Here is a 19827-nt window from a genome sequence, read left to right as displayed (position 1 = left end):
GCGAGAAATGCAGCGGCTTGTTTTCGGCGCTCGAAAAGCCCCGGTCAGTCAAATATCTCGTGCAGCCACGACTTCTTGCGGTAGTGGGGATTTCGCTGGTAGTCGTTGAAGTCCGAGTCGGCGAAGTCGCGTTGCCGGGGGGCGCTGGGGGCCCGCGCCGGTGATGCCGTTGTGGCTGGAGCGGCCTTTTCCAGCAGCTTGTCGAGCTCGCCCCGGTCGAGCCAGATGCCGCGGCAGGCGGGGCAGTAGTCAATCTCCACGCCTTGGCGCTCGGACATGACCAGGGTGGTGTCAGTGCAGTGGGGGCATTTCATGGTGGGCTCCTTGGGGGTTAGAGGGCGAATCCGGTGGCGACCAGCAGCAAACCACCTGCTCCGCAGCCAGCCAGCAGCTTGGCGTCGCGCAGGTTGCGCTGGGAATACTCATGCCACGCGGCATAGAGAACCGGTATGGATAGTGCGAGGCCTATGGCCTGCAGTGTGGAGAAGTCGGCGTCCATCAGTGATCTCCGCTTTCTGGCTGCGGGGAGCGGCCGCGTACGCCCTTGTGCTGGCGCTGCAGTTGCCGGGTCAGCGCGCGCACGAGCCTGTCCAACGCCGCATTCAGGGCGGCTTGCCAATCACTGGCCACGGTCGAAATCGCCAGCACTCCGGACTTCTCGGTCTTCACCTCCAGCAGGCATTGCTTGTCCACGCCGCCTCGGGGGCCGTTGACGTCGATGAACCGCACCTTGGCACGCAGCACCAGGGTGCGCAGCCGCCGCAGGGCAAAGCGTACGCGCTGTAGCGCAGGCTCGCGCAGTGCGCTGGCCTGGGGCTCGCGGGATTCGAAAATGATCTGCATGGAAAAGCTCCTGGTCATGAAAGAGCCTCGACCATAGGCTTTGCCATGCTGCGTAAAAAGCAGATAATTTCTTACAAATCATTCGGATAAATGGGAATATGAGCACCGCATTCAACTACAAGCACCTGTACTACTTCTGGGTGGTCGCCAAGGAAGGCGGCATGTCGCGCGCGGCGGACCGGCTGGACATGGCGGTGCAGACCGTGAGTGCCCAGGTGCGCGAACTGGAGCGCTCGCTGGGCTATGCCCTGCTCAAGCCTGCCGGGCGTGGGCTGGTGCTCACCGACGCGGGCGTGACAGCCATGCAGCTGGCCGACCAGATATTCCAGATCGGGGAAAGCCTGCCGGCACTGGTGCGCGACGCCGCCAGCGCGCCGTCGATGCGGCTGGCGGTGGGTATCTCGGACAGCATTCCGAAGCTGGTGGTACGCCGCCTGCTGCAGCCGGTGCTGGCCGAGCCCCACCTGCGACTCATTTGCCATGAGGGTGAGCTGGACGACCTGTTGGGCGATCTGGCGCTGCACCGCCTGGACGTGGTCTTCTCGGACCGCCCGGCCCCGGCCAACCCGAACATCAAGCTCTACAGCCACGCCATGGGCACCTCACCCATGGCCTGGTACGCCACGCCGGCCATGGTGCGCGCGGGTGGGCGCAAGTTCCCCCAGTGCCTGGCCGACATGCCGGTGCTGCTGCCCACGGCCCACACCGCCGTGCGGGTGCGCCTGGACCAGTGGTTCGAGCAGCAGGGCATCCGCCCGCGCATCGTGGGCGAGTTCGAGGACAGCGCGCTGCTCAAGACCTTCGGTGGCAGCGGCATGGGGGCCTTTCCGGCAGCCGAGTGGGTGCACGACGACCTGCTGGCGCACTACGGCGTCAAGCGTCTGGGGCCGTGCGACGGGGTGGTCGAGCATTTCTACGCCCTGGGCACCGAGCGCAAGGTGCAGCACCCGCTGGTGCTGCGGGTGCTGCAGGGGGCAAGCTAGCATTACTCAGTTTTTCTGGGAATGATGTTCCACTGATTGTTGGTTTTTATTGAACGTCATCGTCCTTACTCTCCACCCTGTCCTTTGACTTTTCAGGAGATGACGATGAAAACCTTCCTATCGATGTTGGCCGTGGTGTTCACGCTGGGCCTCGCCACGGTGTCCATGGAGGCCGAGGCCGCCAAGCGCATGGGCTCGGGCAAGTCCGTGGGTACCCAACGCCAGGCCGTGCAGGACAAGGCGCCCGCAGCGCCAGCCGCACAGAACGCAGCCCCTGCCGCAGGCGCCGGTGCAGCCGCTGCCTCCAAGGGTTCCATGATGGGCCCGCTGGCCGGCTTGGCCGCCGGTCTGGGTATCGCCGCCCTGGCTTCCCACTTCGGCTTTGGCGACGAACTGGCTTCCATGGTGATGATGGGCTTGCTGGTGTTTGCCGTGCTGGCGGTTGTGGGCTTCTTCCTGCGCAAGCGTGCCCAAGCGGCGCAAGGCGGAATGGCCGCCCCGGCGGGGTTCACGCCAGCCGCCGCAGGGGCAGGGCATGGCGCTTCCAATGTGCCTACTGACGCCCAGCAGCCCGCCTACAAGGTGTCCATGCCCGCTAACGTCAGTACCGCCAGCAGCGCAGGTGGTTCGTTGATCGGTGCCGACATTGGCGCCGCACGCCCGGCCAGTGCGTCGATCCCTGCGGACTTTGACCGCGCCGCTTTCGAGCGCAACGCCAAGGTGCAGTTCATTCGTCTGCAGGCCGCCTACGATGCCGGCAAACTCGACGACATCCGCGAATTCACCACGCCGGAGATGTTTGCCGAGCTGAAGCTCGACCTGGCCGAGCGCGAGTCCGGCACCCAGCATGGCGAAGTGCTGCGGGTGGATGCCCAGGTGCTTGAGGTGGTGGAAGAAGCCCAGCGCTACCTGGTGAGCGTGCAGTTCACCGGCTTCATCCGCTACGGTGCGGGATCAGACGACGAAACCTTCGACGAGATCTGGCACCTGACCAAGCCCCGCCAGGGCAACGGCGGCTGGACCCTGGCAGGTATCCAGCAGGCAGACTGATCTGCACGCCGCGCCCATCGGGGCGTGGTGCTCAGGCCGCTACGCTGGCGTAGCGGCCTTTTTTCATGCGCGCTTACCCAGCAGGGCGGCCTTCAGTTCCGGATCCGCGGGTTTGGTGCCGAGCCAGATCTTCATCATCGGTGCGATGAGGTCCTTCTTCTCGAACACCTGGCGAATCGGTTTGCTCTCGTTGCGCTGAAACACCGTGATGGTGGTGCCTATGGCAGGGTTCCATTCGATCTGGAAGCCGTCGCCGGTGAGCAGCTTGCCGCGGTCGGCGATGAAGGAGCCCAGTTCCAGCATTTCGGGGACGATGGCTGCGAGGTCGTCATCGGGGTTGTTGGTCACCAGGCCGCGCGACAGCATGTCGGCCATGTCGCGGCTATTGAGGTCCTGCAACATGAAGACGCGCAGTTGCTTGGGGCCCGGGCTGGCCAGCACTTCATCGGCGCTGCGAGCCGGGCTGCCCAGGTACAGCGCGGCCGAGTACAGGTTGGCGTTGGCCTTGCGGCGGATGCCCGCGCCATTAAGTTGCAGCAGTTGCCCGCCGGCCTGCAACTGCGCGGCGTAGTTCACGCCCGCCACCTCCACGGCGCGGGAGATGCCAGGCAGGGCCGCGAGTGCAGCCACCGCCAATGAGGCCACCAGCAGGCGGCCCATGTTCTTCTGAAACAGTGTCATGGTTCCCTTCCTTTCATGGGGCACGATGCCCTGCGTCCATTGCAAGCGTGTGACGCGCTGGAAACTAGAGCGAGCACTCTGTCATGCCGTGGTCACCATCGTGTGCCAGCGCGGTGCGCATGCACAGGCCCTGTGCATGGGCGGCCTGGTGTCGACCGGGAAAGGGGAGGTGTACCCATTGAGGAAGCATTTGCGCTCGGCACAGGTGACCATTGCGCACAAGGCCGGTGCGCAAACGCCGCTAGAGAGAGGGGTCAATTCACGTGCGTGTGGCGGGGCGGGTGTGGTGCCAGCGCATCACCGGCCCCACGCCATGGACAGACAGCGCTGGAAATGGCGCGGGTCAGCTGGCAGCGGCGGGCCCTTCAATGCCGGCTATGCCATTGCATTGACTTGCGTACCCAGCGTGCCACTGGTCGCCAGGGGCAGGGCTTGCAGCAGGGTCAGCGCACCTGCCGCTTGCATGTCCATGGCTTTCTTCAATACCAGCACCTGCGCTGTCTGTGCAACCTGGTTTTGTTGCCGCAGGGCATAAGCCTGTACCAGTGAGGTGGTGGATATTTCCATGGCGTGATCCTTGAGGGCGTGTCATGCTTATCGGACGAATTCCGTGAAAGCTTGAGCGGCGGCTGCCAGAATGCGGCCGCTTTCTGTCGACCAGCGGGCGCATCTTGGTCTGCGCCCAGGTGGAGTCTGCGACAAATGCTATGAAAGCGATAGCGAGTGGATGGAGCCCCGCAGGGCATGCAGCAGGGGGTCGCGCAAGGGATGGGCGGCGGCCACCTGGGGTACCAGGGCCGAGACGGTGAACGGTATCGATGCCGACAGCGGCCGCACCGCCAGCGCGGGCCCGGCCATGGCGGCAGCAGTGAGCGGGTTGACGATGGCCACGCCCAGGCCCTGCGCCACCATGGCGCACACCGCCACGGCGCTGGCGGCTTCCAGGCGCAGTTCGCGCGCGACACCGGCTTGCTGGAACAGTGCGTCGATGGCCTGGCGGTAGGGGTCGCCCACCGCTAGGCTCACGAAAGGCAGGGCAGCAAAGTCGCCGGGCTGCAGACGTTTCTTGCGGCACAGCGGGTGGCTTGCGGGCAGCACGGCCACTTCATTGGCTTGCAGCAGGGCCACGCGGGTGGTGCCGGTAGGGGGCTCGGTGCTTTCGCTCAGGGCCAGGTCGAAGCGCTGCTCACTCACGGCCTGCTCCAGCCACGGCGATTCGATCGGCACCACGCTGACCTGCGCGTCGGGGTGGGATTTGCACAGCCGGGCCAGGGCCTGCGGTACCAGCGCATGTGCCAGTGCCGGCAGGCAGGCCAGTTGCAGCCGGGTGTTGTTGTGCGTGCGCAGTTCGAACGCGCGCTGCGCCACCTGCTCCAGCCCGACGAAGCTGCGCTCCACCTCCTGCATCAGCGCCTGGGCACGCACCGTGGGGCGCAGGCGCCCGCGCACGCGGTCGAACAGCGGGTAGCCCAGCACTTGCTCCAGACGGGCCAGTTCGCGGCTGAGGGTGGGCTGCGAGGTGTTCATGCCCTCGGCCGCCCGGCTCAGGTTGCCCTGCAGCATGACGGCGCGAAACAGTGCCAACTGGCGGTGGGTCAGGGCAGGTGGTGTGGCATTCATGCCATAACTATATCGAATGTGAATAGATTAAAAACGAAAATGGCATTGATTGAATTGGTGGTGGTGGGCAAGATGTTGGCATGAACCCTTTCTCCCCCGCCCAACTCGCCAGCCTCGCCCAGCAGTACGGCACCCCCGTGTGGGTGTACGACGCGCCCACCATCCGCAGCCGCATTGCCGCGCTGCAGTCGTTCGATGTGGTGCGCTTCGCCCAGAAGGCCAATTCCAATACCCACATCCTGCGCCTGATGAAGGAGCAGGGCGTGGTGGTGGATTCGGTGTCGTTGGGTGAGATCGAGCGCGCGCTGGCGGCCGGCTTCACACCGGGCCTGCGCGCTGATGGACATGCCGACATCGTCTTCACTGCCGACATCCTCGACCGCACCACGCTGGCGCGCGTGGCGGAGCTGGGCGTGCCGGTGAATTGCGGCTCCATCGACATGCTCGACCAGCTCGGTACTGCCAGCCCCGGCCACCCGGTGTGGCTGCGCATCAACCCCGGTTTCGGCCACGGCCATTCGAACAAGACCAATACCGGCGGCGAGCACAGCAAGCACGGCATCTGGCACGGTGATCTGGTGCGTGCGCTGGACACCGTGAAGGCACGCGGCCTGAAGCTGCAGGGCCTGCACATGCACATCGGCTCGGGGGTGGACTATGGCCACTTGCAGGAGGTGTGCGGGGCCATGGTGGAGCTCGTCAAGGCCGTGCAGGCCCAAGGCCTGGACCTGCACGCCATCTCGGCCGGTGGCGGCCTGTCCATACCCTACCGCGCGGGCGAGCCGGTCATCGACACCGCGCATTACTTCTCGCTGTGGGATGCGGCGCGCCAGCAGGTGCAGGCGCTGCTGGGCCACGCGGTACAGCTGGAGATCGAGCCCGGGCGCTACCTGGTGGCCGAATCGGGTGTGCTGGTGAGCGAGGTGCGTGCCAGCAAGCACCAGGGCAGCCAGCATTTCGTGCTGGTGGATGCGGGTTTCTCTGACCTCATGCGTCCGGCCATGTACGGCGCGCACCATGGCATCGAACTCATCCGGGCCGACGGCACAGCCGCCTCAGGCGCGCTGCAGCCGACGGTGGTGGCAGGTCCCTTGTGCGAGTCGGGTGACGTGTTCACGCAAGGCGAAGGCGGTGTCGTGCTGCTGCGTGACCTGCCTGCCGCGCAGGTGGGTGACTGGCTGGTGCTGCACGACACCGGGGCCTATGGCGCGTCCATGTCTTCCAACTACAACACCCGTCCGCTGATTCCCGAGGTGCTGGTCGATGGCACCGACGTGCGGCTGATCCGGCGCAAGCAGACCGTGGCCGAGCTGTTGGCGCTGGAAGCAACGTAGCCAGAGTTGTCACATTTCCCGCTGCAGGGTCATGCTCCCGGGTGTATAACGCCTGCTGAGACATTGCACTGACTGCAGACGGAAAGCGGGCGGTGCATTCCAATCAGAACGAGGGGGAGTGCAAGTGCGCAAACTGTGCTGGTGGCTTTGGTTGAGCTGGGCGATGCTCACGGGGGTGCAGGCGGAACCGCTGGTGGTGAAGGTCGGGGTATACCCCTTCCTGCCGTTTTCCGATGGCAGCCGCGGGCTGACGCATGAATTGGTACAGGAACTCAACAGTTTCCAGAACGAGTACCGTTTCGAGACCGTTCCCACCTCGGCCAACCGCCGCTACCGTGATCTGGCCGACGGCAGTTACAGCCACATCTTCTTTGAGAACATCAAATGGGGCTGGTCGCCCGAGCAGGTAGAGGCCAGCAAGGTCTACCTCAAGGGCGATGGCGAGGTGTTCGTGGCGCGGGCGCAGCGAGGGCGTGGGCAGGAATACTTCCACAAGCTCACCGACAAGAGCCTGATGGTCGTGCTCGGGTACCACTATGCCTTTGCCGATTTCGAGGCCGAGCCTGCGTTGCTCCGCAAGCGTTTCACCATCACCTTCAGCAGCGACAACGCCGTGATCCTGCGCAACCTGCTCGCCGGGCGGGGGGACGTGGGGGTGCTCACCAAGTCCTACCTGGGCCGCTACCTGGCGGAACAACCGCAAGACCGGGCCCGTTTGCTGGTCTCGGAGCACATGGACCAGACCTACGCCCACACGGCCCTGGTGGCCAAGGGGGCGCGCCCCTCGGCACCGGAACTCAGCAAGTTGCTGGGCCAGATGGAGGCCGCTGGCGTGCTGCAACGCCTGTGGGCGGCCTATGGCATGTCGCCCTGACCTGCGGGCGGCGCCAACGCAGCGCGGCCCCGGGTAATCTGTCACGGTTTGGGTAAACCCGCATCGCAAGGGTGGGGGAGCACACTGCTACAGTTGTTGCATGAATTTCCTAACCGCGGGGCTTGCATGCACACACCTTTGAGCAAATGGCGTTTTTTCCGGGCCGGTGGCTTTGACCAGGTCCGTCTGGAGACTGCACAGGAACTGCTGTCCATCGGCAGTCTGGACCAGAAACTGTGGGTGGCACTGTCGTGCCCCGTCAAGGGCATCGAATTCGACGCCCGCACGCTGGCCTTCATCGATACCGACAACGATGGCCACGTCCGCGCGCCGGACCTGATCGCGGCCGTGCAGTGGGCTGGCGAGCGCTTGGCACAGCCGGAGGTGCTGGCCCAGAAGCTCGCAGGGGTACCGCTGGCCGCCATCCGTGCTGATGACGAAACCGGCGCCCGCATTGCTGCAGCCGCCCGTGAAGTGCTGGCCGCCAATGGTTCCGCACAGGATGGGCTGGTCACCGTGGAAGCGGCTGCTGCAGCACAGGCGCATTTCGCACAGCAGGCCCAGTCCGCCTGGGAGTCTGCGGGTGCTGCCGCTCGCGTGGCTGGCGAGGGCACGGAAGCTGTCTACGCGGCCTTGCAGGCCGTGGCCGCCAAGGTGGACGACTGGTTCGTGCGCTGTGACCTCGCAGCCTTCGATGGCCGCGCGGCCGATGCGCTCAATGCCACCGGCGATGCGCTCAGCGCCTTGGGCGCCAGTGCGCTGCGCAGCGACAACGAGGGCGTGGCTGCCTTGCCGTTGGCCCGTGTGCAGGCTGGTGGCGCGCTACCGCTGGACACCGGCATCAACCCCGCCTGGGCGGCACGCGTGCAGGCCCTGCGCGACGCTGCCGTGGTGCCCCTGCTGGGGGCACAGAGCGCACTGACGGCCGCGCAATGGCAAGACCTGAAGGACCGGTTTGCACCGTACGCTGCCTGGTTGGCCGCCAAGCCCGACCCGGCGGCCCAGGGCGATGGCGTGCGCGAGCTGGAGCAGCTGGCCCGCTTCGTGCGCGACCTGATGCTGCTGGCCAACAACTTCGTCGCCTTCAAGGACTTCTATGCCCGCCAGGGGCGTGCCACGTTCCAGGTGGGCACCCTGTACCTCGATGGCCGTTCGGCCGAACTCTGCGTGGCGGTGAACGATGCGGGCAAGCATGCCGCGCTGGCCACGCTGGCACGCATGTGCCTGGTCTACGTGGACTGTGTGCGCGGGGCCGAGAAGATGAGCGTGGCGGCTGCCTTCACGGCTGGCGACTCGGACCAGCTCATCGTCGGGCGCAACGGCGTGTTCTACGATCGCCAGGGCCGCGACTGGAACGCCACCATCACCAAGATCGTGGACCACCCGATCAGCCTGCGCCAGGCGTTCTGGGCACCCTACAAGCGCCTGGCACGCCTTGTCAGCGAACAGCTGCAGAAGATCGCTGCCAACAAGGCCAAGGAAGCCGATGACCGCATGGCTGTGCTGGCGGTAGAGGCGGCCAAGAAGGGCACCACGGCCGCGGCACCTGCACCGGCCAAGGCCGCTCCACCGGCGCCGCCCACCGCATTCGATGTGGGCAAGTTCGCCGGTATCTTTGCCGCCATCGGCCTGGCCGTGGGCGCCTTGGGAACCGCACTGGCCTCGGTGCTCACCGGGCTGCTGGCCCTCAAGTGGTGGCAGCTTCCGATTGCGCTGGCGGGCATGCTGCTGGTGGTTTCGGGTCCGGCGGTGATCATGGCCTGGTTCAAGCTGCGCAGCCGCAACCTGGGGCCCATCCTCGATGCCAATGGCTGGGCCATCAATGCGCGCGCGCGCATCAACATTCCGTTCGGCACCTCGCTGACCCAGCTGGCCCAGTTGCCGGCCAACGCCGAGCGCGCCCTGACCGACCCCTATGCCGAGAAGGACACGCCCTGGGGGCTGTATGCCGTGGTGCTGGCAATATTGGTGGCGGGCCTGTACTGGGGCTGGAAGTCCGGCTGGTTGCCGGTCTGAGGGCGCGTGCCTGCCTAGCACATTTTTGGGGCCCTTCGGGGCCCCATTTGTTTCTGTTATGCACAAATTCCGGCAACGTGCTTCGCGGCTGGCGGATGCCGGCGCTTGCGGCGCTATTCAATTGCTAGCGATCCTAAGTTGTTGATTTATAAGGAATTTGATTTGTGTGCTGAATTTGCGGGCAGCCTAAGAAAAGCCTTGATTTATGCGGGTTTTGGCGCACTGGCAAGGGGATATCAACAAAGTTATCCACAGGAATGTGGGATTGTGCTGCAGGTCGTGAAGAATCAAGGACTTAGCGGCGAGTCTTGAAGTAAAGCGTTGCTTCGCAGGCCGGTGACTTCCCGTGGCAGCAAGCGGGAATGGCAATGGCTGCAGGCGGTCGTTGGCACAAAAAGGGTGCCACAGTCCGCGTGGACCGGGGCGATGGTGGGCTGGCAGTGGGTCAAGTGCGTGGCGGCCCAGTGGTCGAAGCACACGATGTAGCCCAGCAGCGCGTGACTCGCAGGGGTCAGCGCGTAGTGGCGCTTGCGGGCATCGGATCGGTCGGCATCCACATGCAGCAGGCCGGCATCCACCAGCGCAGCCAGACGCCTCGCCAGCACCGCGCTGGATACCCCGAGGGTGACTTGCAGGCTGCTGAAATGGTGGCAGCCGAGCATCACGGCGGCAACGCACAGCAGTGCCCACCGGTCCACACGCAGACCCAGGCCCATGCGGGCGGTATGCGCGCTGTCGCCCATGCGGGCCCCGCGCTGGCGGGTAGCGGGCGGCAGACGCGGTGGCGTCAGGCCCGAGGACGGTACCAGCTCCAGTCGCAGGCGGTGCAAGTGGGCCGGGGCCGGGCAGTGCCGGCAGGTCAACTCGGGCGTGAATGCATGGCCACAAGGCTGGTGAACCAGGGTGGTGGGCATGGCCAGGTCGCGTCCGCCGAAGCGGCGCTCCCAGTCCCAGATCATCAGCACCGCGTCGTACAGTGCCAGGCCCGCGGGGCTGAGGTGGTAGCTGCCGCTGCTGTCGCGCCGCTCCAGTACACCCAGCTGGCACAGGCTGCGCAAGCGGTCGGACAGCGTGGCGCGCGGGATGCCCAGCAGCGAGAGCCAGCCCTCGAAGCGCTTGGTGCCCATGAACGCCCCCAGGAGGATGGCGACGGTCCAACGCTCGCCGAGGTAGTGCAGGCCCTGGCTCAACGGTCCGTGCATCAGCGCACGGTGCAGGTCCTGCGGCGCCAAGGGCGCAGCAGCTGTGTCCAGCAGCGCGGCGGAGGTCACGCGGGGAGTCGCTCCAGCACGGCAGCTGCTGCAAGGCCTGTGGCGCCGCACAGGGCCACCACGGCATAGCGCTGCTGGCGGCGCTCCAGTTCGTCCAGCGCCATGCTGACGAGCGCACAACCGGTGGAGCCCATGGCATGGCCCAGGGCGATGGCACCGCCGTTCACGTTGAGCCGCTCGTGCGGCACACCGAGGTGGCGCTGGTAGTGCAACATCAGCGCGGCAAAGGATTCGTTCACTTCAAAGAGATCGATGTCCGCTACGTCTAGCCCGGCACGCTGCAAGGCCCATTGGGTGGCGTCCACCGCGCCGGTCAGGGCCAGGGTGCGGTTCACGGCCAGTGTGGCGTGCGAGACGATGCGCGCACGCGGCCGCAGGCCCAGGCGGCGCACGGCGGCATCCCCTGCGAGCAGGCAGACGGATGCGCCGTCGGCCGTGGCGGGGGCATTGGCCGCGTGGTGTACGTGGGTAAGCGCCGAAAGCTTGAGTTCGTCACAGAGTGAAGCACTGAAATCCGGCAGCCTGTCGAAGGCCAACGGCGTGCGCGCCAGGCTCTCGGCACTGGTGGCGGCACGTGGCGTTTCGTCCTGCGCCAGCAGCGTGGTGCCGTGCGCGTCCGTCACAGGCACCAGCGAACGGAAGTGGCCCTGGGCAAGTGCTGCCTGCGCCCGCTGCTGCGAGGCCAAGGCATAGGCATCGCATTGCGCGCGGGTGAAGCCCTCCAGCGTGGCGACCGCGTCAGCGGCCAAGCCAATCGGCACTAGGTTCAGCCGCCGCTGCAATTCCGTGTCGGCAAAGAGTGGTGCCGCATCCGCGCCCATGGGCGTGTTGGACATCATCTCCACCCCCCCGGAAACGGCCACAGCCCCCGTGGAATGTGCGCACTGCGCTGCAAAAAGCGTAGCGGAGAGGCCGGAGGCACAGTAGCGGTTGAGCGTGACGCCGGGCACGCTGTCGCTCCAGCCGGCCTGCAATGCGGCCAGGCGTGCGATGTTGCCCGCTTGTCCGCTGTGCTGCGTCACGCAGCCGACGATGACATCCTGCGCTTCGGCACAGGCCTGGGGCTGGGCGGCGGCCAAGGCGCGCAGCGGCTGGGCCAGCAGTTCCACTGGGGCCACGCCCGCCAGCGCCCCCCGGCTGTTGCCGCGCCCGCGTGGGGTGCGCAGGGCTTCGATGATGTAGGTCATGGGGCGCGTTCGACCACGAAAGACACGACCGTAGCGCACGAGCCGCCGATGTTGAGCGTCTGCATGCGCTGGGCACCGTCGATCTGCATGGCCTGGGCCTGGCCGGTCACCTGGCGTGCCGCGTCCCACAGCATGCGCGCACCGGTGGCCCCTACCGGGTGGCCGCAGCCGATGAGGCCGCCGCTGCGGTTCACGGGGCAGCTGCCACCGGGGGCGATGCGCCCGCTCTCCACCGCCTGCCAGCTCATGCCCGGTGGGGTGAGCCCCAGGTGGTCGATGGCCAGGTATTCGGTGATGGTGAAACAGTCGTGCGTTTCCACGCCTTGCACCGCGTCGATGCCACCAATGCCCGCTCGCCGCCACGCGTCTTCGATGGCCTGGCGCAGGTGCCCAAACACATAGGGCTCATTGCGGCTACGCTCGAATTTGTCCTGTAGACGCAGGCCCGCCGTGCGGTGGCCCCATCCGGCGATGCGCGCGTAGTCGCTTTGCATGTGCCCAACGTGGCGGGCATGGCGCTGCAAAAAGCGTTCGGACACCAGCACCACGGCGCAGGCCCCATCGGTGATCTGCCCGCAGTCTTGCCTGCGGGTGCCGGGCTCGATCACCGGATTGGCTTCGTCGTCGTCGGTGAAGCTCAAGTCATCAAACGCCCACTTGCGTGTTTGCGCCAGCGGGTTGTCTTTGGCGTTGGCGTAATTTTGTTTGGCGATCTGGTTGAGCCACTGCCGGTCCAGGCCGTAGCGCTCGTCGTATTCGCGCGCCACCAGGCCAAAGGCCGCGGGCCACATGAAGGTGCAGTCAATGTCCTCGTGCCCCTGCCAGGAGGCGGCATTCTGGTTTTGCGAGGCCAGGTCACCGGGCAGGTTCTTGAACTCTTCCACGCCCAGCACCAGCACGCAGTCGTAGCGCCCGGCTTCGATCTCGGCCATGGCCGCCAGCACGGCCAGCGAGGACGAGGCACAGGCCCCTTCGTGGCGCATGGCCGGCACGCCCCACAGCTCGGGCACCACCTGGGCCACCATGGCCCCCAGGTGCCCCTGCTGGCGCTGCGCTTCGCCAAAGGCGTTGCCGACGTGGATACTCTCGATGGCGCCGGGGTCGAGGCGGCACTGCTGCAGCACCCCGTAGGTGGCTTCGCGCACCATGTCCGAAATGTCCTGCCCCTGGCGCGACCAGACCTTGGCGAAGTCGGTCTGAAAGCCGCCCAATACAAACACCCCTGCGGTCATACCTTAGCTTTCATGCGGTGCGCCGCCATCCAGCAGCCGTGGAAGCCCAGCGGAATGCGCACCGGCATGGCCACCTGCGCTACGGGGCCCTGGTTCAGGTCGCGGGCATCGAAGATGTCCAGGGTCTGGCGCTGCAGCTGGTCGTGCCACTGGAAGGCAATGACATAGCCGTGGTCTTCGCTTTGCGGGTTGTCGGCGCTGGCAAACCAGGGCTCGGAATACCAGCTGTGTTCCAGGCTGTCGCTCCAGGCGCTCAGGCATTCCCCCGTGGTCAGGTCGTACTTGCGGATGCCAGCCCACTGCAAGGTGTTCACATCGGAGTGGTCCACCAGGTAGCCGTAACGGGTGAAGCGGCCGGTGCGGGCGCTGTTGTAGGTGGGGAACTCGACGTTGCGCTCGCCGTCGAGTTCGCGCTCCTGACTTTCACCGGTTCTCAGGTTCATGCGCCAGTGCCACAGGCGCGCGTGCATCACCAGTTCGGCCACGTCGCGCGCGGTGCGGTTGGCGTCGATGCTGCCGTCTGCGTGGCGTACCGGCATGTAGCGGCAACCCACCATCTCTACCCAGTCACCATCCTCCCAGGCATTGACCACGTGGTAGACAAAGCAGGGGCTGAACTCGAACCAGCGGATGCTGTCGCTCGCCCCCAGGCGCGGGATCACGCCAAAGCGCGTGGGAACGTCGGGGAAGAAGCAGATTTTGTGGCGCCCCAGCTTCAGGGCCTCGGGGTCGTGGAACAGCGGCAGGTCGTGCAGCACGGCATAGTGTTCGGTGATGGCCATGTCGTGCGGCAGGCGCGGGCCCGGCAGGTCAATGGGCACGTAGTGCTTGAGCTTCCCATCTGGCCCCACCACACCATAGTGCATGTAGGGCGCTTCCAGGCCGTAGTCGAAGAACATCAGCTCTTCGGCAATTTCATCCACCTTGGCGTGGGCCGAGATGCCGCCGCCGCTGGCGGTCACGGCTTGCGATTTGCCCAGCGTTTCCAGCGTGGTGGGGTCGAGCTCGTAGGCGTCGCCGCTCATGTACCACAGCGCCAGGGCCCGTCCGGCATGGGCCACCATGTCGGTGTTGGCGCTGTCCTTGAGGCGCTTGTCGGGGCGGCCCTTGAGCGTTTCGCGGATGCCGTAGAAGGTGGACTTTCCAGCCGCATCCTCTTCCTTCCAGGCGTCGGTGCGCACCCAGCGGTTGCGGTAGGTCAGGCGTCCTGCCGCGAACTGCGCCGCGTGCACCATGCCGTCGCCATCGAAGGGGTGGTAGCGGCCATTGGGCGCAAATCGGGTGTTGGGGCCGGCGCGCAGGTACACGCCATTCAGGTCGGCCGGGATGGCACCTTGGAGCAGCGGCAGCTCGGTCAGCTGGCACTCGTCCGCCACCGGGGCGTACACACCCTGCAGGAGCGGGCCGTAGTCGTCGCCAAAGGGGGCGAGGTTGTGGGCGGGTACCGGTGCGTTCATGCCTGTCTCCTGATTGCTTTCTTAATTGAACCGAGAATACGGCATCCGCCGGTGTCGGACAAGCAGGGTTATCGCGCAGGTGACTTTCCCGCGCAGGGCCAGAGAATGCACCCAGGAGGACAAGCGATGTGTGACACCCTGTATGTGCGCCACGAGGGCGTAGGCTGGTTTGCCAAGAACAGCGACCGCGAGAGCGACGAGCCGCAGGCCTTGGTGTGGCGCGGCGCGGTGGCGGGTGATGCGGCAGCCCGTGTGCGCTGCACCTATATCGACGTGCCGCAGCTGCCACAGCGCCACGGCGTGCTGCTGTCGCAGCCGAGCTGGATCTGGGGCGGCGAGATCGGTGTCAACGCGCAGGGCGTGGCCATCGGCAACGAGGCGGTGTTCAGCAAGCTGGTGGACAAAAAGGGCCAGTCGCTGCTGGGCATGGACCTGCTGCGCCTGGGGCTGGAGCGCGCCGCCACGGCCCGCGAAGCGCTGGACATCATTACCGAGCTGCTCCAGGCGCACGGGCAGGGCGGGCCAGCGGGCTACCGCGACAAGGGCTTTCGCTACGACAACAGCTTTCTCATTGCCGATGCACACGAGGCCTGGGTGCTGGAAACGGCCGGGCGGCTGTGGGCCGCCAAGCGCGTGCAGGCCTGGGCCATTTCCAACTGCTACTCGCTGGGGGAGGACTTTGACCTCAGCAGCCCGGGGCTGCAGGACGCCGCCCGCAAGCTGGGACTGTGGGATGGCAAGGCGCCGTTCCACTTCGGCAAGGCCTTCGATACCCGCCTGTATGCCTGGGTCGGCGGTGCCCACCGCCGCCGCGCGCTCAATGCCGAGGCACTGGCCTGTGGGCTGGTGCCTTCGTGGCAGGCGCTGACGGCGCGTCTGCGCGACCACGGGCAGCATGGCGACGACTTTGCCCGCCACGACAACCGGCAGGTGTGCCTGCATGCGGCCAGCTTCTGGCGGCCGTCGCAGACCACGGCTTCGCTGATTGCGCGGCTGGAAGTGGGTAGGCCGGTGCAAGTGGCGGCCACCGGCACGTCGGCACCGTGCCTGTCGCTGTTCGAGCCGCTGCCGGTCGGTGCCGAACGCCCCAGCAGCAGCCTCGTGCTGGCCCCAGACACCCCGGTGTCGGCCAGCGCCTGGGCCGCATGGGAGCCGGTGCACCAGCGCGCGCTGTTCGATGCCGACTTCCGCCAACGCCTGCGCGCCGAACGCGACGCGCTGGAGGCGCAGTGGTGGAGCGCCTTGGAACGCGGTGAGGCGGTGGATGGTAGCTGGGCGCAGCAGGCGGCCGACTGGCGCGCGCGCTGGCAGGCCCAGGCCCGCGTGGGAGACTGGCAGGGTCGAGGCTTGCTGGGGCGCTGGTGGCGCCAGGCTGCGGCACGGGAGGCCGCAGCGTCAGCCCAGCGCTTCGTCTGAGTTGCTATTGAATTGGTAGCTGTCTACGCAATATCTGTGAGGGCTGGAAGCTGAATTTGCCCTCAAATCGGGCTTGGGTCAGGCTGCCAGCATGTGCTTCGCTGCTACCGTGCTGAAGGCCATGATGGTGAAGCTTGGATCCACCGAGGGCCCGGTGGGGAACACCGAGGGGTCGGCCACGAACAGGTTGGAAAACCCGTGCACGCGGTGGTCCATGCCCACCACCGACGTTTTCGGGTCCGCCCCCATGCGGCAGCCACCGAAGGGGTGGGGTGCCGCCATGAAGAGGCCACCGCCCGTGATGTCGAGCTGGTCGATGGCCGAGAGGTCGTTGGCGCTGTCGAGCATGACGCGCCGCCCGCTGCCCAGCAGCACCTTGCGGGCCCCAGTGGCAAACAGCACCTGCACCTGCTTCTTCATCGAATCGCGCAGCATGGCCGTGGTGACCGGGCCATAGGGATAGTCCACCTTGGGCGAGCCGTCGGCGTTGATGCCGATGGTGCCCAGCTCTTCCTCGTAGTCGTCCAACCAGACGATGGTGCTGCCGATCTTGTGGGCCTGGCCCATCCATTCGCCGATCTCGTCGCCCATGAGCGGCATGGTGCCGGCCAGGGTGCCAGGCTGCACCTGGTTGGCCATGAGCAGGTAGCCGCCCTCCAGGTAGCGGTTTTGCGCATCGAAGCGGGCCAGGCGGAATTCCTCCACGCCGAAGGCCGCCGGGATGTTGCGCCAGAGCGTGATGTCCTCGTCGTACAGGCCGAAGGCCCAGGCGGTCGGGTTCATGCCGAAGTGCTGGCCCAGCGCGGGCAACTGGCTCTGCAGGCCGTTGGCGATGAGGAAGGGCGCGCTGTAGTAGCCACCGGCGGCAACGGCGAATTGCTTGGCGTGCACGTTGAGCGTGTGACCGGAGGGGCGGTTGGTGGCGCGGTCCATCACCCGGCAAGCCAGGCTGCTCACCTTCCCGTTGGCATGGGTGAGCTTCTCGGCCAGGATGTCTGCGTACACGTTCGCACCCGCGGCCACAGCCTGCGGGATGTGCGTGACCAGCTGGCTTTGCTTGGCCGCGTACAGGCAGCCCTGCATGCAGTGGCCGCTCTTGACACAGCCCTTGCGCGCCTGCGGCACGGCATTGCCTTCCCAGCCCAGCTTCTTCGCGCCTTCGCGCAGCAGCTGGTTCATGCGGTTGTGGTGTTCCTCGTCGGCGCGGTGCACGTTCAGCACCTTGTCGAGAGCGTCCCAGGCCGGGCTGAGTTCGGCCGCGCCGTGGCCGGTGAGGCCGTAGCGCTGCGTCCAGTGGTCCAGCCGGTCCTGCGGTGTGCGGTAGGTGTCGGCCCAGTAGTGCACGGAAGCCCCACCGACGTTGTTGCCCGACAGCAGCAGCGTGCCGCCGTCGGTGCTGCTCTTGAGGCTGCGGTTGGCGGAGAGCTTGCCGTTCATGTTGAGCTCGTCCTGGTCGAAGTCGGCCTCGGTGTAGTAGCCCCCACGCTCCAGCACCACCACCGTGCGCCCGGCCAGCGCGAGTTGCTTGGCCAAAGTCGCACCGCCACAGCCCGAGCCGATGATGCAGACGTCGGCCTCGATGGTCGTGTCGGCGGTGATGTCCTTGCCTTGCCAGATCTTCCCGCTCATTTCGCTGCTCCCTGTTGCACGCGCAGGGCATAGGCCTTGCGCTGCTCGCTAACGATGGGCGCGCGCTTCTGGAACGGGCCGTCGTAGCCGATGGCGGCCCAGGTGCTGGGGTGGCCGAAGTACATGAAGTGCGACACCAGCTTGAGGTTGGTGCCGATGGCGCGCACGGTCTCCACGCTGGAGGCCATCCAGCGCTGCAGCAAGGCCTGCTGGGCCGTGCGTTCCAGGCGCGTGAAACGGCTGAAATGCCCGTAGGCCAACGGCAGCCATTCGGCTACGTCCAGCGCGGCGCGCATGTCGTCCTGGATGCTGGCGTCGGACAGCCACAGCTCCTCGTCCAGGCGCTGCACCACCTGGGCCTGCGCCACGGAGGGAAAGCCTTGCTGTGACGGCACGACGGCGGCGGCGATGGCTGCCATGGTGACAGCCTGGCCGGAAGACAGCACCAGCAGGCGCTGAGCGGGCGCATCTGCACCGGAGCACGCCGTCAGCAGGGGGGCGGTGGCACCGGCGGCGCCCAGGGTACCGAGCAGGCGCAGAAAGCGGCGTCGGCCCAGGCCGTGCCATTCGAGGGATGAGGGGGAATGGGGGAGGTGCATGGAACGGTATGGTTCAGTGGATCCAGAGGTTGGTCATGGCACTGGTGGCGACCACTGGGGCCGCATGGGGCTGACCACGCTGCAGGGTGAGCGTGCCACCGTCGGAGCCCAGGTCCCAGAGCTGGCCGCGCAAGAATACGTTGGCAGCCGTGTGCACGCCGATCGCTGGCGCACGCGCCTGCATGGCGTACTTGTGCCAAGCCTGTGCTTCAGTCAAGGTGCCGATGTCGCGGGTATCCACGTCAGCGGCGTTCGGGGCCCCGTTGTAGCCGGCCCAGGGAACGCTCCAGGCACCATTGCCGGCAGAGAACGAGGGCACGGCCATCAGCGTGGCCCCGGCACCCCGCAGGAGATCGTAGGACGCCGGGTACCAGGCGTCGGCACAGATCAATACCGCCAGCTTGCCCGCATCGGTGACGAACAGGGGCGCCTGTGCGGAGCGCGCGGGAATGGCGAAATCCAGCTCGTCGGCGATGGGGAAAGACTTGAGCACCAGCGGCGCCTGAATGCGTCCATCGGGGGCAAACACGGCACTCATGGCCACCAGCGGCTGGCCCGGTTGCACGACCAGGTGACCTTTGACCAGGGTCGGGGAGGGCAGCACGGTGGAACCCGCCACCATGTAGACACCAAAGCGGCGGGAAAGGTTGCCGAACACGGTTTCGTAGTCCGCCGCCATGCTGCGGCTCTTGAGCGTGAACAGTGCCCATCGATCCTTCGCAGCGACGGCAGGGGCGGTGAGCAAGCGGAAGGCATATGCGGGTAGGTGGGTCAAGGCCACCGTGGTCAGCGCCGATACGATGCCGGGTGCTTCCAGAGCGGCCTGCTTTTCGTTGGCGGCGACCAGCCAGGTGCCGGTGTATTCGGGCCATACCACCACCGTCTTGCCACCATGGAGCCAGCCCTTGTCCTGTGCCAGCTGCAGGTAGGTGGCGAGTTTGCGTTCCAGCGTGTCGGCATTGGCGTAGTCGCGAGCAGTCAGCCAAGGCTGCACCGCCAGCATGTTGCCTTTGCCGGTATTGGAGCCGATGGACTCCACCACCGTCGCGTGCGGATCGGCGGAGGGTGGCATGGCGTCGGGGTATCCGGTCAGGGTCCAGAGAAACCAGGCCAGGCACAGGGCCAGTAGCAGCCCCAAAAAGGTTCGGACAGACAGCATGCCAGAGCAGGAGGAAAGCAGGGACACCACCTTAGTGCAGGTCATCGGGCACTGTCTGTAGGGGAAAACCTCCGGGGGTATGACTCGAAGGCCTGTATCCGGTGCCATGGCCTGTGCCTAGCACAGAACCGCGTGGTCCGGGCAGCTGCCAGGGGCGGTTATGCACATTTTTCCTGGGTGTTGTGCGGCCTGGCCTGGAGTGAGGCAGCCTGCGCTACAAACCCCATAGCACACGTAAGTTGTTGATTTTCATAGGTTTTAGAAATGTGCCAAAAAACCGTGCAGGCCAAGGAAAGCCTTGATGCATGCGGGTTGCGGGCCTTCCGCCTGCGGATATCAACAAAGTTATCCACAGGAAGTCTGAACAGTTCACCAGTGCGAGGAAAATCAAGCACTTAGCGCGCAAACTTGCAGAAGACGATGTCGGCTGGACCTGGGCGAATGGGCGTGGCGGGGCTTGTTCGTCAGGCACCTGT

The 19827-nt window shown here is 66.2% G+C and carries 19 protein-coding genes; 6 read left to right on the top strand and 13 right to left on the bottom strand.

Annotated elements, in window-relative coordinates:
- Positions 1-44: 44 nt before the first annotated feature.
- Genes RQP54_RS00460 through RQP54_RS00450 form a run of 3 tightly spaced genes read right to left on the bottom strand, consistent with a single transcriptional unit; the run spans position 45 to position 843 of the window.
- A complete protein-coding gene (locus RQP54_RS00460; RefSeq protein ID WP_315676115.1) occupies positions 45-314 on the bottom strand; it encodes a zf-TFIIB domain-containing protein in 270 nt (89 codons plus the stop codon).
- Between the two features lie 17 nt (positions 315-331).
- A complete protein-coding gene (locus RQP54_RS00455; RefSeq protein ID WP_315676114.1) occupies positions 332-499 on the bottom strand; it encodes a hypothetical protein in 168 nt (55 codons plus the stop codon).
- On the bottom strand, positions 499-843 hold the full coding sequence (locus RQP54_RS00450) for an HPF/RaiA family ribosome-associated protein (protein WP_315676113.1): 345 nt from the start codon (positions 841-843) through the stop codon (positions 499-501). Before RQP54_RS00450 ends, RQP54_RS00455 begins: the two co-directional genes overlap by 1 nt.
- 98 nt (positions 844-941) lie before the next feature.
- Between RQP54_RS00450 and RQP54_RS00445 the strand changes: the two genes are divergently transcribed.
- Both RQP54_RS00445 and RQP54_RS00440 read left to right on the top strand, forming a co-directional pair.
- Positions 942-1826, top strand: a complete 885-nt coding sequence (locus tag RQP54_RS00445) for a LysR family transcriptional regulator (protein ID WP_315676112.1) — start codon at positions 942-944, stop codon at positions 1824-1826.
- 105 nt (positions 1827-1931) lie between these two features.
- Positions 1932-2876 carry a Tim44-like domain-containing protein gene (locus RQP54_RS00440; protein WP_315676111.1) on the top strand — a complete coding sequence of 315 codons (945 nt, stop codon included), beginning with the start codon at positions 1932-1934 and terminating at the stop codon, positions 2874-2876.
- 63 nt (positions 2877-2939) lie between these two features.
- On the opposite strand, the gene RQP54_RS00435 is transcribed toward RQP54_RS00440, so the two are convergent.
- From RQP54_RS00435 to RQP54_RS00425, 3 genes are all read right to left on the bottom strand, one after another.
- Positions 2940-3557: a chalcone isomerase family protein gene (locus tag RQP54_RS00435; protein WP_315676110.1), complete on the bottom strand. Its 618-nt coding sequence runs from the start codon at positions 3555-3557 to the stop codon at positions 2940-2942.
- Between the two features lie 375 nt (positions 3558-3932).
- Complete coding sequence (locus RQP54_RS00430; RefSeq protein ID WP_315676109.1) at positions 3933-4124, bottom strand: putative motility protein; 192 nt, start codon at positions 4122-4124, stop codon at positions 3933-3935.
- Positions 4125-4262: 138 nt separating this feature from the next.
- Positions 4263-5177 (bottom strand): LysR family transcriptional regulator, encoded by a 915-nt coding sequence (locus tag RQP54_RS00425; protein WP_315676108.1) that lies wholly within the window; start codon positions 5175-5177, stop codon positions 4263-4265.
- Between the two features lie 80 nt (positions 5178-5257).
- Here RQP54_RS00425 and lysA point away from each other — a divergent pair, with 80 nt between their 5' ends.
- The 3 genes from lysA to RQP54_RS00410 all read left to right on the top strand — a co-directional run bounded on the left by lysA (position 5258) and on the right by RQP54_RS00410 (position 9401).
- Positions 5258-6511 (top strand): diaminopimelate decarboxylase, encoded by a 1254-nt coding sequence (lysA, locus tag RQP54_RS00420; protein ID WP_315676107.1) that lies wholly within the window; start codon positions 5258-5260, stop codon positions 6509-6511.
- Positions 6512-6635: 124 nt separating this feature from the next.
- Positions 6636-7385: a transporter substrate-binding domain-containing protein gene (locus tag RQP54_RS00415; RefSeq protein ID WP_315676106.1), complete on the top strand. Its 750-nt coding sequence runs from the start codon at positions 6636-6638 to the stop codon at positions 7383-7385.
- A gap of 126 nt (positions 7386-7511) precedes the next feature.
- Positions 7512-9401 carry a hypothetical protein gene (locus RQP54_RS00410; protein WP_315676105.1) on the top strand — a complete coding sequence of 630 codons (1890 nt, stop codon included), beginning with the start codon at positions 7512-7514 and terminating at the stop codon, positions 9399-9401.
- A gap of 287 nt (positions 9402-9688) precedes the next feature.
- Here RQP54_RS00410 and RQP54_RS00405 read toward each other — a convergent pair whose 3' ends face one another.
- Genes RQP54_RS00405 through RQP54_RS00390 form a run of 4 tightly spaced genes read right to left on the bottom strand, consistent with a single transcriptional unit; the run spans position 9689 to position 14548 of the window.
- Positions 9689-10672 (bottom strand): winged helix-turn-helix transcriptional regulator, encoded by a 984-nt coding sequence (locus tag RQP54_RS00405; protein ID WP_315676104.1) that lies wholly within the window; start codon positions 10670-10672, stop codon positions 9689-9691.
- Positions 10669-11859 (bottom strand): acetyl-CoA C-acyltransferase, encoded by a 1191-nt coding sequence (locus tag RQP54_RS00400; RefSeq protein WP_315676103.1) that lies wholly within the window; start codon positions 11857-11859, stop codon positions 10669-10671. Before RQP54_RS00400 ends, RQP54_RS00405 begins: the two co-directional genes overlap by 4 nt.
- A complete protein-coding gene (locus RQP54_RS00395) occupies positions 11856-13091 on the bottom strand; it encodes an acetyl-CoA acetyltransferase (protein ID WP_315676102.1) in 1236 nt (411 codons plus the stop codon). Before RQP54_RS00395 ends, RQP54_RS00400 begins: the two co-directional genes overlap by 4 nt.
- On the bottom strand, positions 13088-14548 hold the full coding sequence (locus tag RQP54_RS00390; RefSeq protein ID WP_315676101.1) for a carotenoid oxygenase family protein: 1461 nt from the start codon (positions 14546-14548) through the stop codon (positions 13088-13090). Before RQP54_RS00390 ends, RQP54_RS00395 begins: the two co-directional genes overlap by 4 nt.
- Positions 14549-14674: 126 nt before the next feature.
- Here RQP54_RS00390 and RQP54_RS00385 point away from each other — a divergent pair, with 126 nt between their 5' ends.
- Positions 14675-15964, top strand: coding sequence for a C69 family dipeptidase (locus RQP54_RS00385; protein ID WP_315676100.1), 1290 nt, complete (start codon positions 14675-14677; stop codon positions 15962-15964).
- Positions 15965-16042: 78 nt separating this feature from the next.
- On the opposite strand, the gene RQP54_RS00380 is transcribed toward RQP54_RS00385, so the two are convergent.
- Genes RQP54_RS00380 through RQP54_RS00370 form a run of 3 tightly spaced genes read right to left on the bottom strand, consistent with a single transcriptional unit; the run spans position 16043 to position 19351 of the window.
- Positions 16043-17593 (bottom strand): GMC family oxidoreductase, encoded by a 1551-nt coding sequence (locus RQP54_RS00380; protein ID WP_315676099.1) that lies wholly within the window; start codon positions 17591-17593, stop codon positions 16043-16045.
- Positions 17590-18192, bottom strand: a complete 603-nt coding sequence (locus RQP54_RS00375) for a hypothetical protein (RefSeq protein ID WP_315676098.1) — start codon at positions 18190-18192, stop codon at positions 17590-17592. The genes RQP54_RS00380 and RQP54_RS00375 overlap by 4 nt, the downstream gene beginning before the upstream one ends.
- Positions 18193-18205: 13 nt before the next feature.
- On the bottom strand, positions 18206-19351 hold the full coding sequence (locus RQP54_RS00370; RefSeq protein ID WP_315676097.1) for a hypothetical protein: 1146 nt from the start codon (positions 19349-19351) through the stop codon (positions 18206-18208).
- Positions 19352-19827 lie beyond the last annotated feature (476 nt).

This window comes from Curvibacter sp. APW13, assembly GCF_032337135.1.
Lineage (GTDB): Bacteria > Pseudomonadota > Gammaproteobacteria > Burkholderiales > Burkholderiaceae_C > Allorhodoferax.
The sequence above is the reverse complement of the archived record's forward strand: the minus strand, read 5'-3'. Positions and strand labels throughout refer to the sequence as shown.

What these genes read in the sequence shown, in the direction of transcription:
- RQP54_RS00370 (WP_315676097.1), bottom strand. Translation starts at nt 19,351, where the DNA reads ATGCTGTCTGTCCGAACCTTTTTGGGGCTGCTACTGGCCCTGTGCCTG.
- RQP54_RS00445 (WP_315676112.1), top strand. Translation starts at nt 942, where the DNA reads ATGAGCACCGCATTCAACTACAAGCACCTGTACTACTTCTGGGTGGTC.
- RQP54_RS00425 (WP_315676108.1), bottom strand. Translation starts at nt 5,177, where the DNA reads ATGAATGCCACACCACCTGCCCTGACCCACCGCCAGTTGGCACTGTTT.
- RQP54_RS00455 (WP_315676114.1), bottom strand. Translation starts at nt 499, where the DNA reads ATGGACGCCGACTTCTCCACACTGCAGGCCATAGGCCTCGCACTATCC.
- RQP54_RS00375 (WP_315676098.1), bottom strand. Translation starts at nt 18,192, where the DNA reads ATGCACCTCCCCCATTCCCCCTCATCCCTCGAATGGCACGGCCTGGGC.
- RQP54_RS00390 (WP_315676101.1), bottom strand. Translation starts at nt 14,548, where the DNA reads ATGAACGCACCGGTACCCGCCCACAACCTCGCCCCCTTTGGCGACGAC.
- RQP54_RS00410 (WP_315676105.1), top strand. Translation starts at nt 7,512, where the DNA reads ATGCACACACCTTTGAGCAAATGGCGTTTTTTCCGGGCCGGTGGCTTT.
- RQP54_RS00450 (WP_315676113.1), bottom strand. Translation starts at nt 843, where the DNA reads ATGCAGATCATTTTCGAATCCCGCGAGCCCCAGGCCAGCGCACTGCGC.
- RQP54_RS00385 (WP_315676100.1), top strand. Translation starts at nt 14,675, where the DNA reads ATGTGTGACACCCTGTATGTGCGCCACGAGGGCGTAGGCTGGTTTGCC.
- RQP54_RS00400 (WP_315676103.1), bottom strand. Translation starts at nt 11,859, where the DNA reads ATGACCTACATCATCGAAGCCCTGCGCACCCCACGCGGGCGCGGCAAC.
- RQP54_RS00435 (WP_315676110.1), bottom strand. Translation starts at nt 3,557, where the DNA reads ATGACACTGTTTCAGAAGAACATGGGCCGCCTGCTGGTGGCCTCATTG.
- RQP54_RS00460 (WP_315676115.1), bottom strand. Translation starts at nt 314, where the DNA reads ATGAAATGCCCCCACTGCACTGACACCACCCTGGTCATGTCCGAGCGC.
- RQP54_RS00380 (WP_315676099.1), bottom strand. Translation starts at nt 17,593, where the DNA reads ATGAGCGGGAAGATCTGGCAAGGCAAGGACATCACCGCCGACACGACC.
- lysA (WP_315676107.1), top strand. Translation starts at nt 5,258, where the DNA reads ATGAACCCTTTCTCCCCCGCCCAACTCGCCAGCCTCGCCCAGCAGTAC.
- RQP54_RS00430 (WP_315676109.1), bottom strand. Translation starts at nt 4,124, where the DNA reads ATGGAAATATCCACCACCTCACTGGTACAGGCTTATGCCCTGCGGCAA.
- RQP54_RS00440 (WP_315676111.1), top strand. Translation starts at nt 1,932, where the DNA reads ATGAAAACCTTCCTATCGATGTTGGCCGTGGTGTTCACGCTGGGCCTC.
- RQP54_RS00395 (WP_315676102.1), bottom strand. Translation starts at nt 13,091, where the DNA reads ATGACCGCAGGGGTGTTTGTATTGGGCGGCTTTCAGACCGACTTCGCC.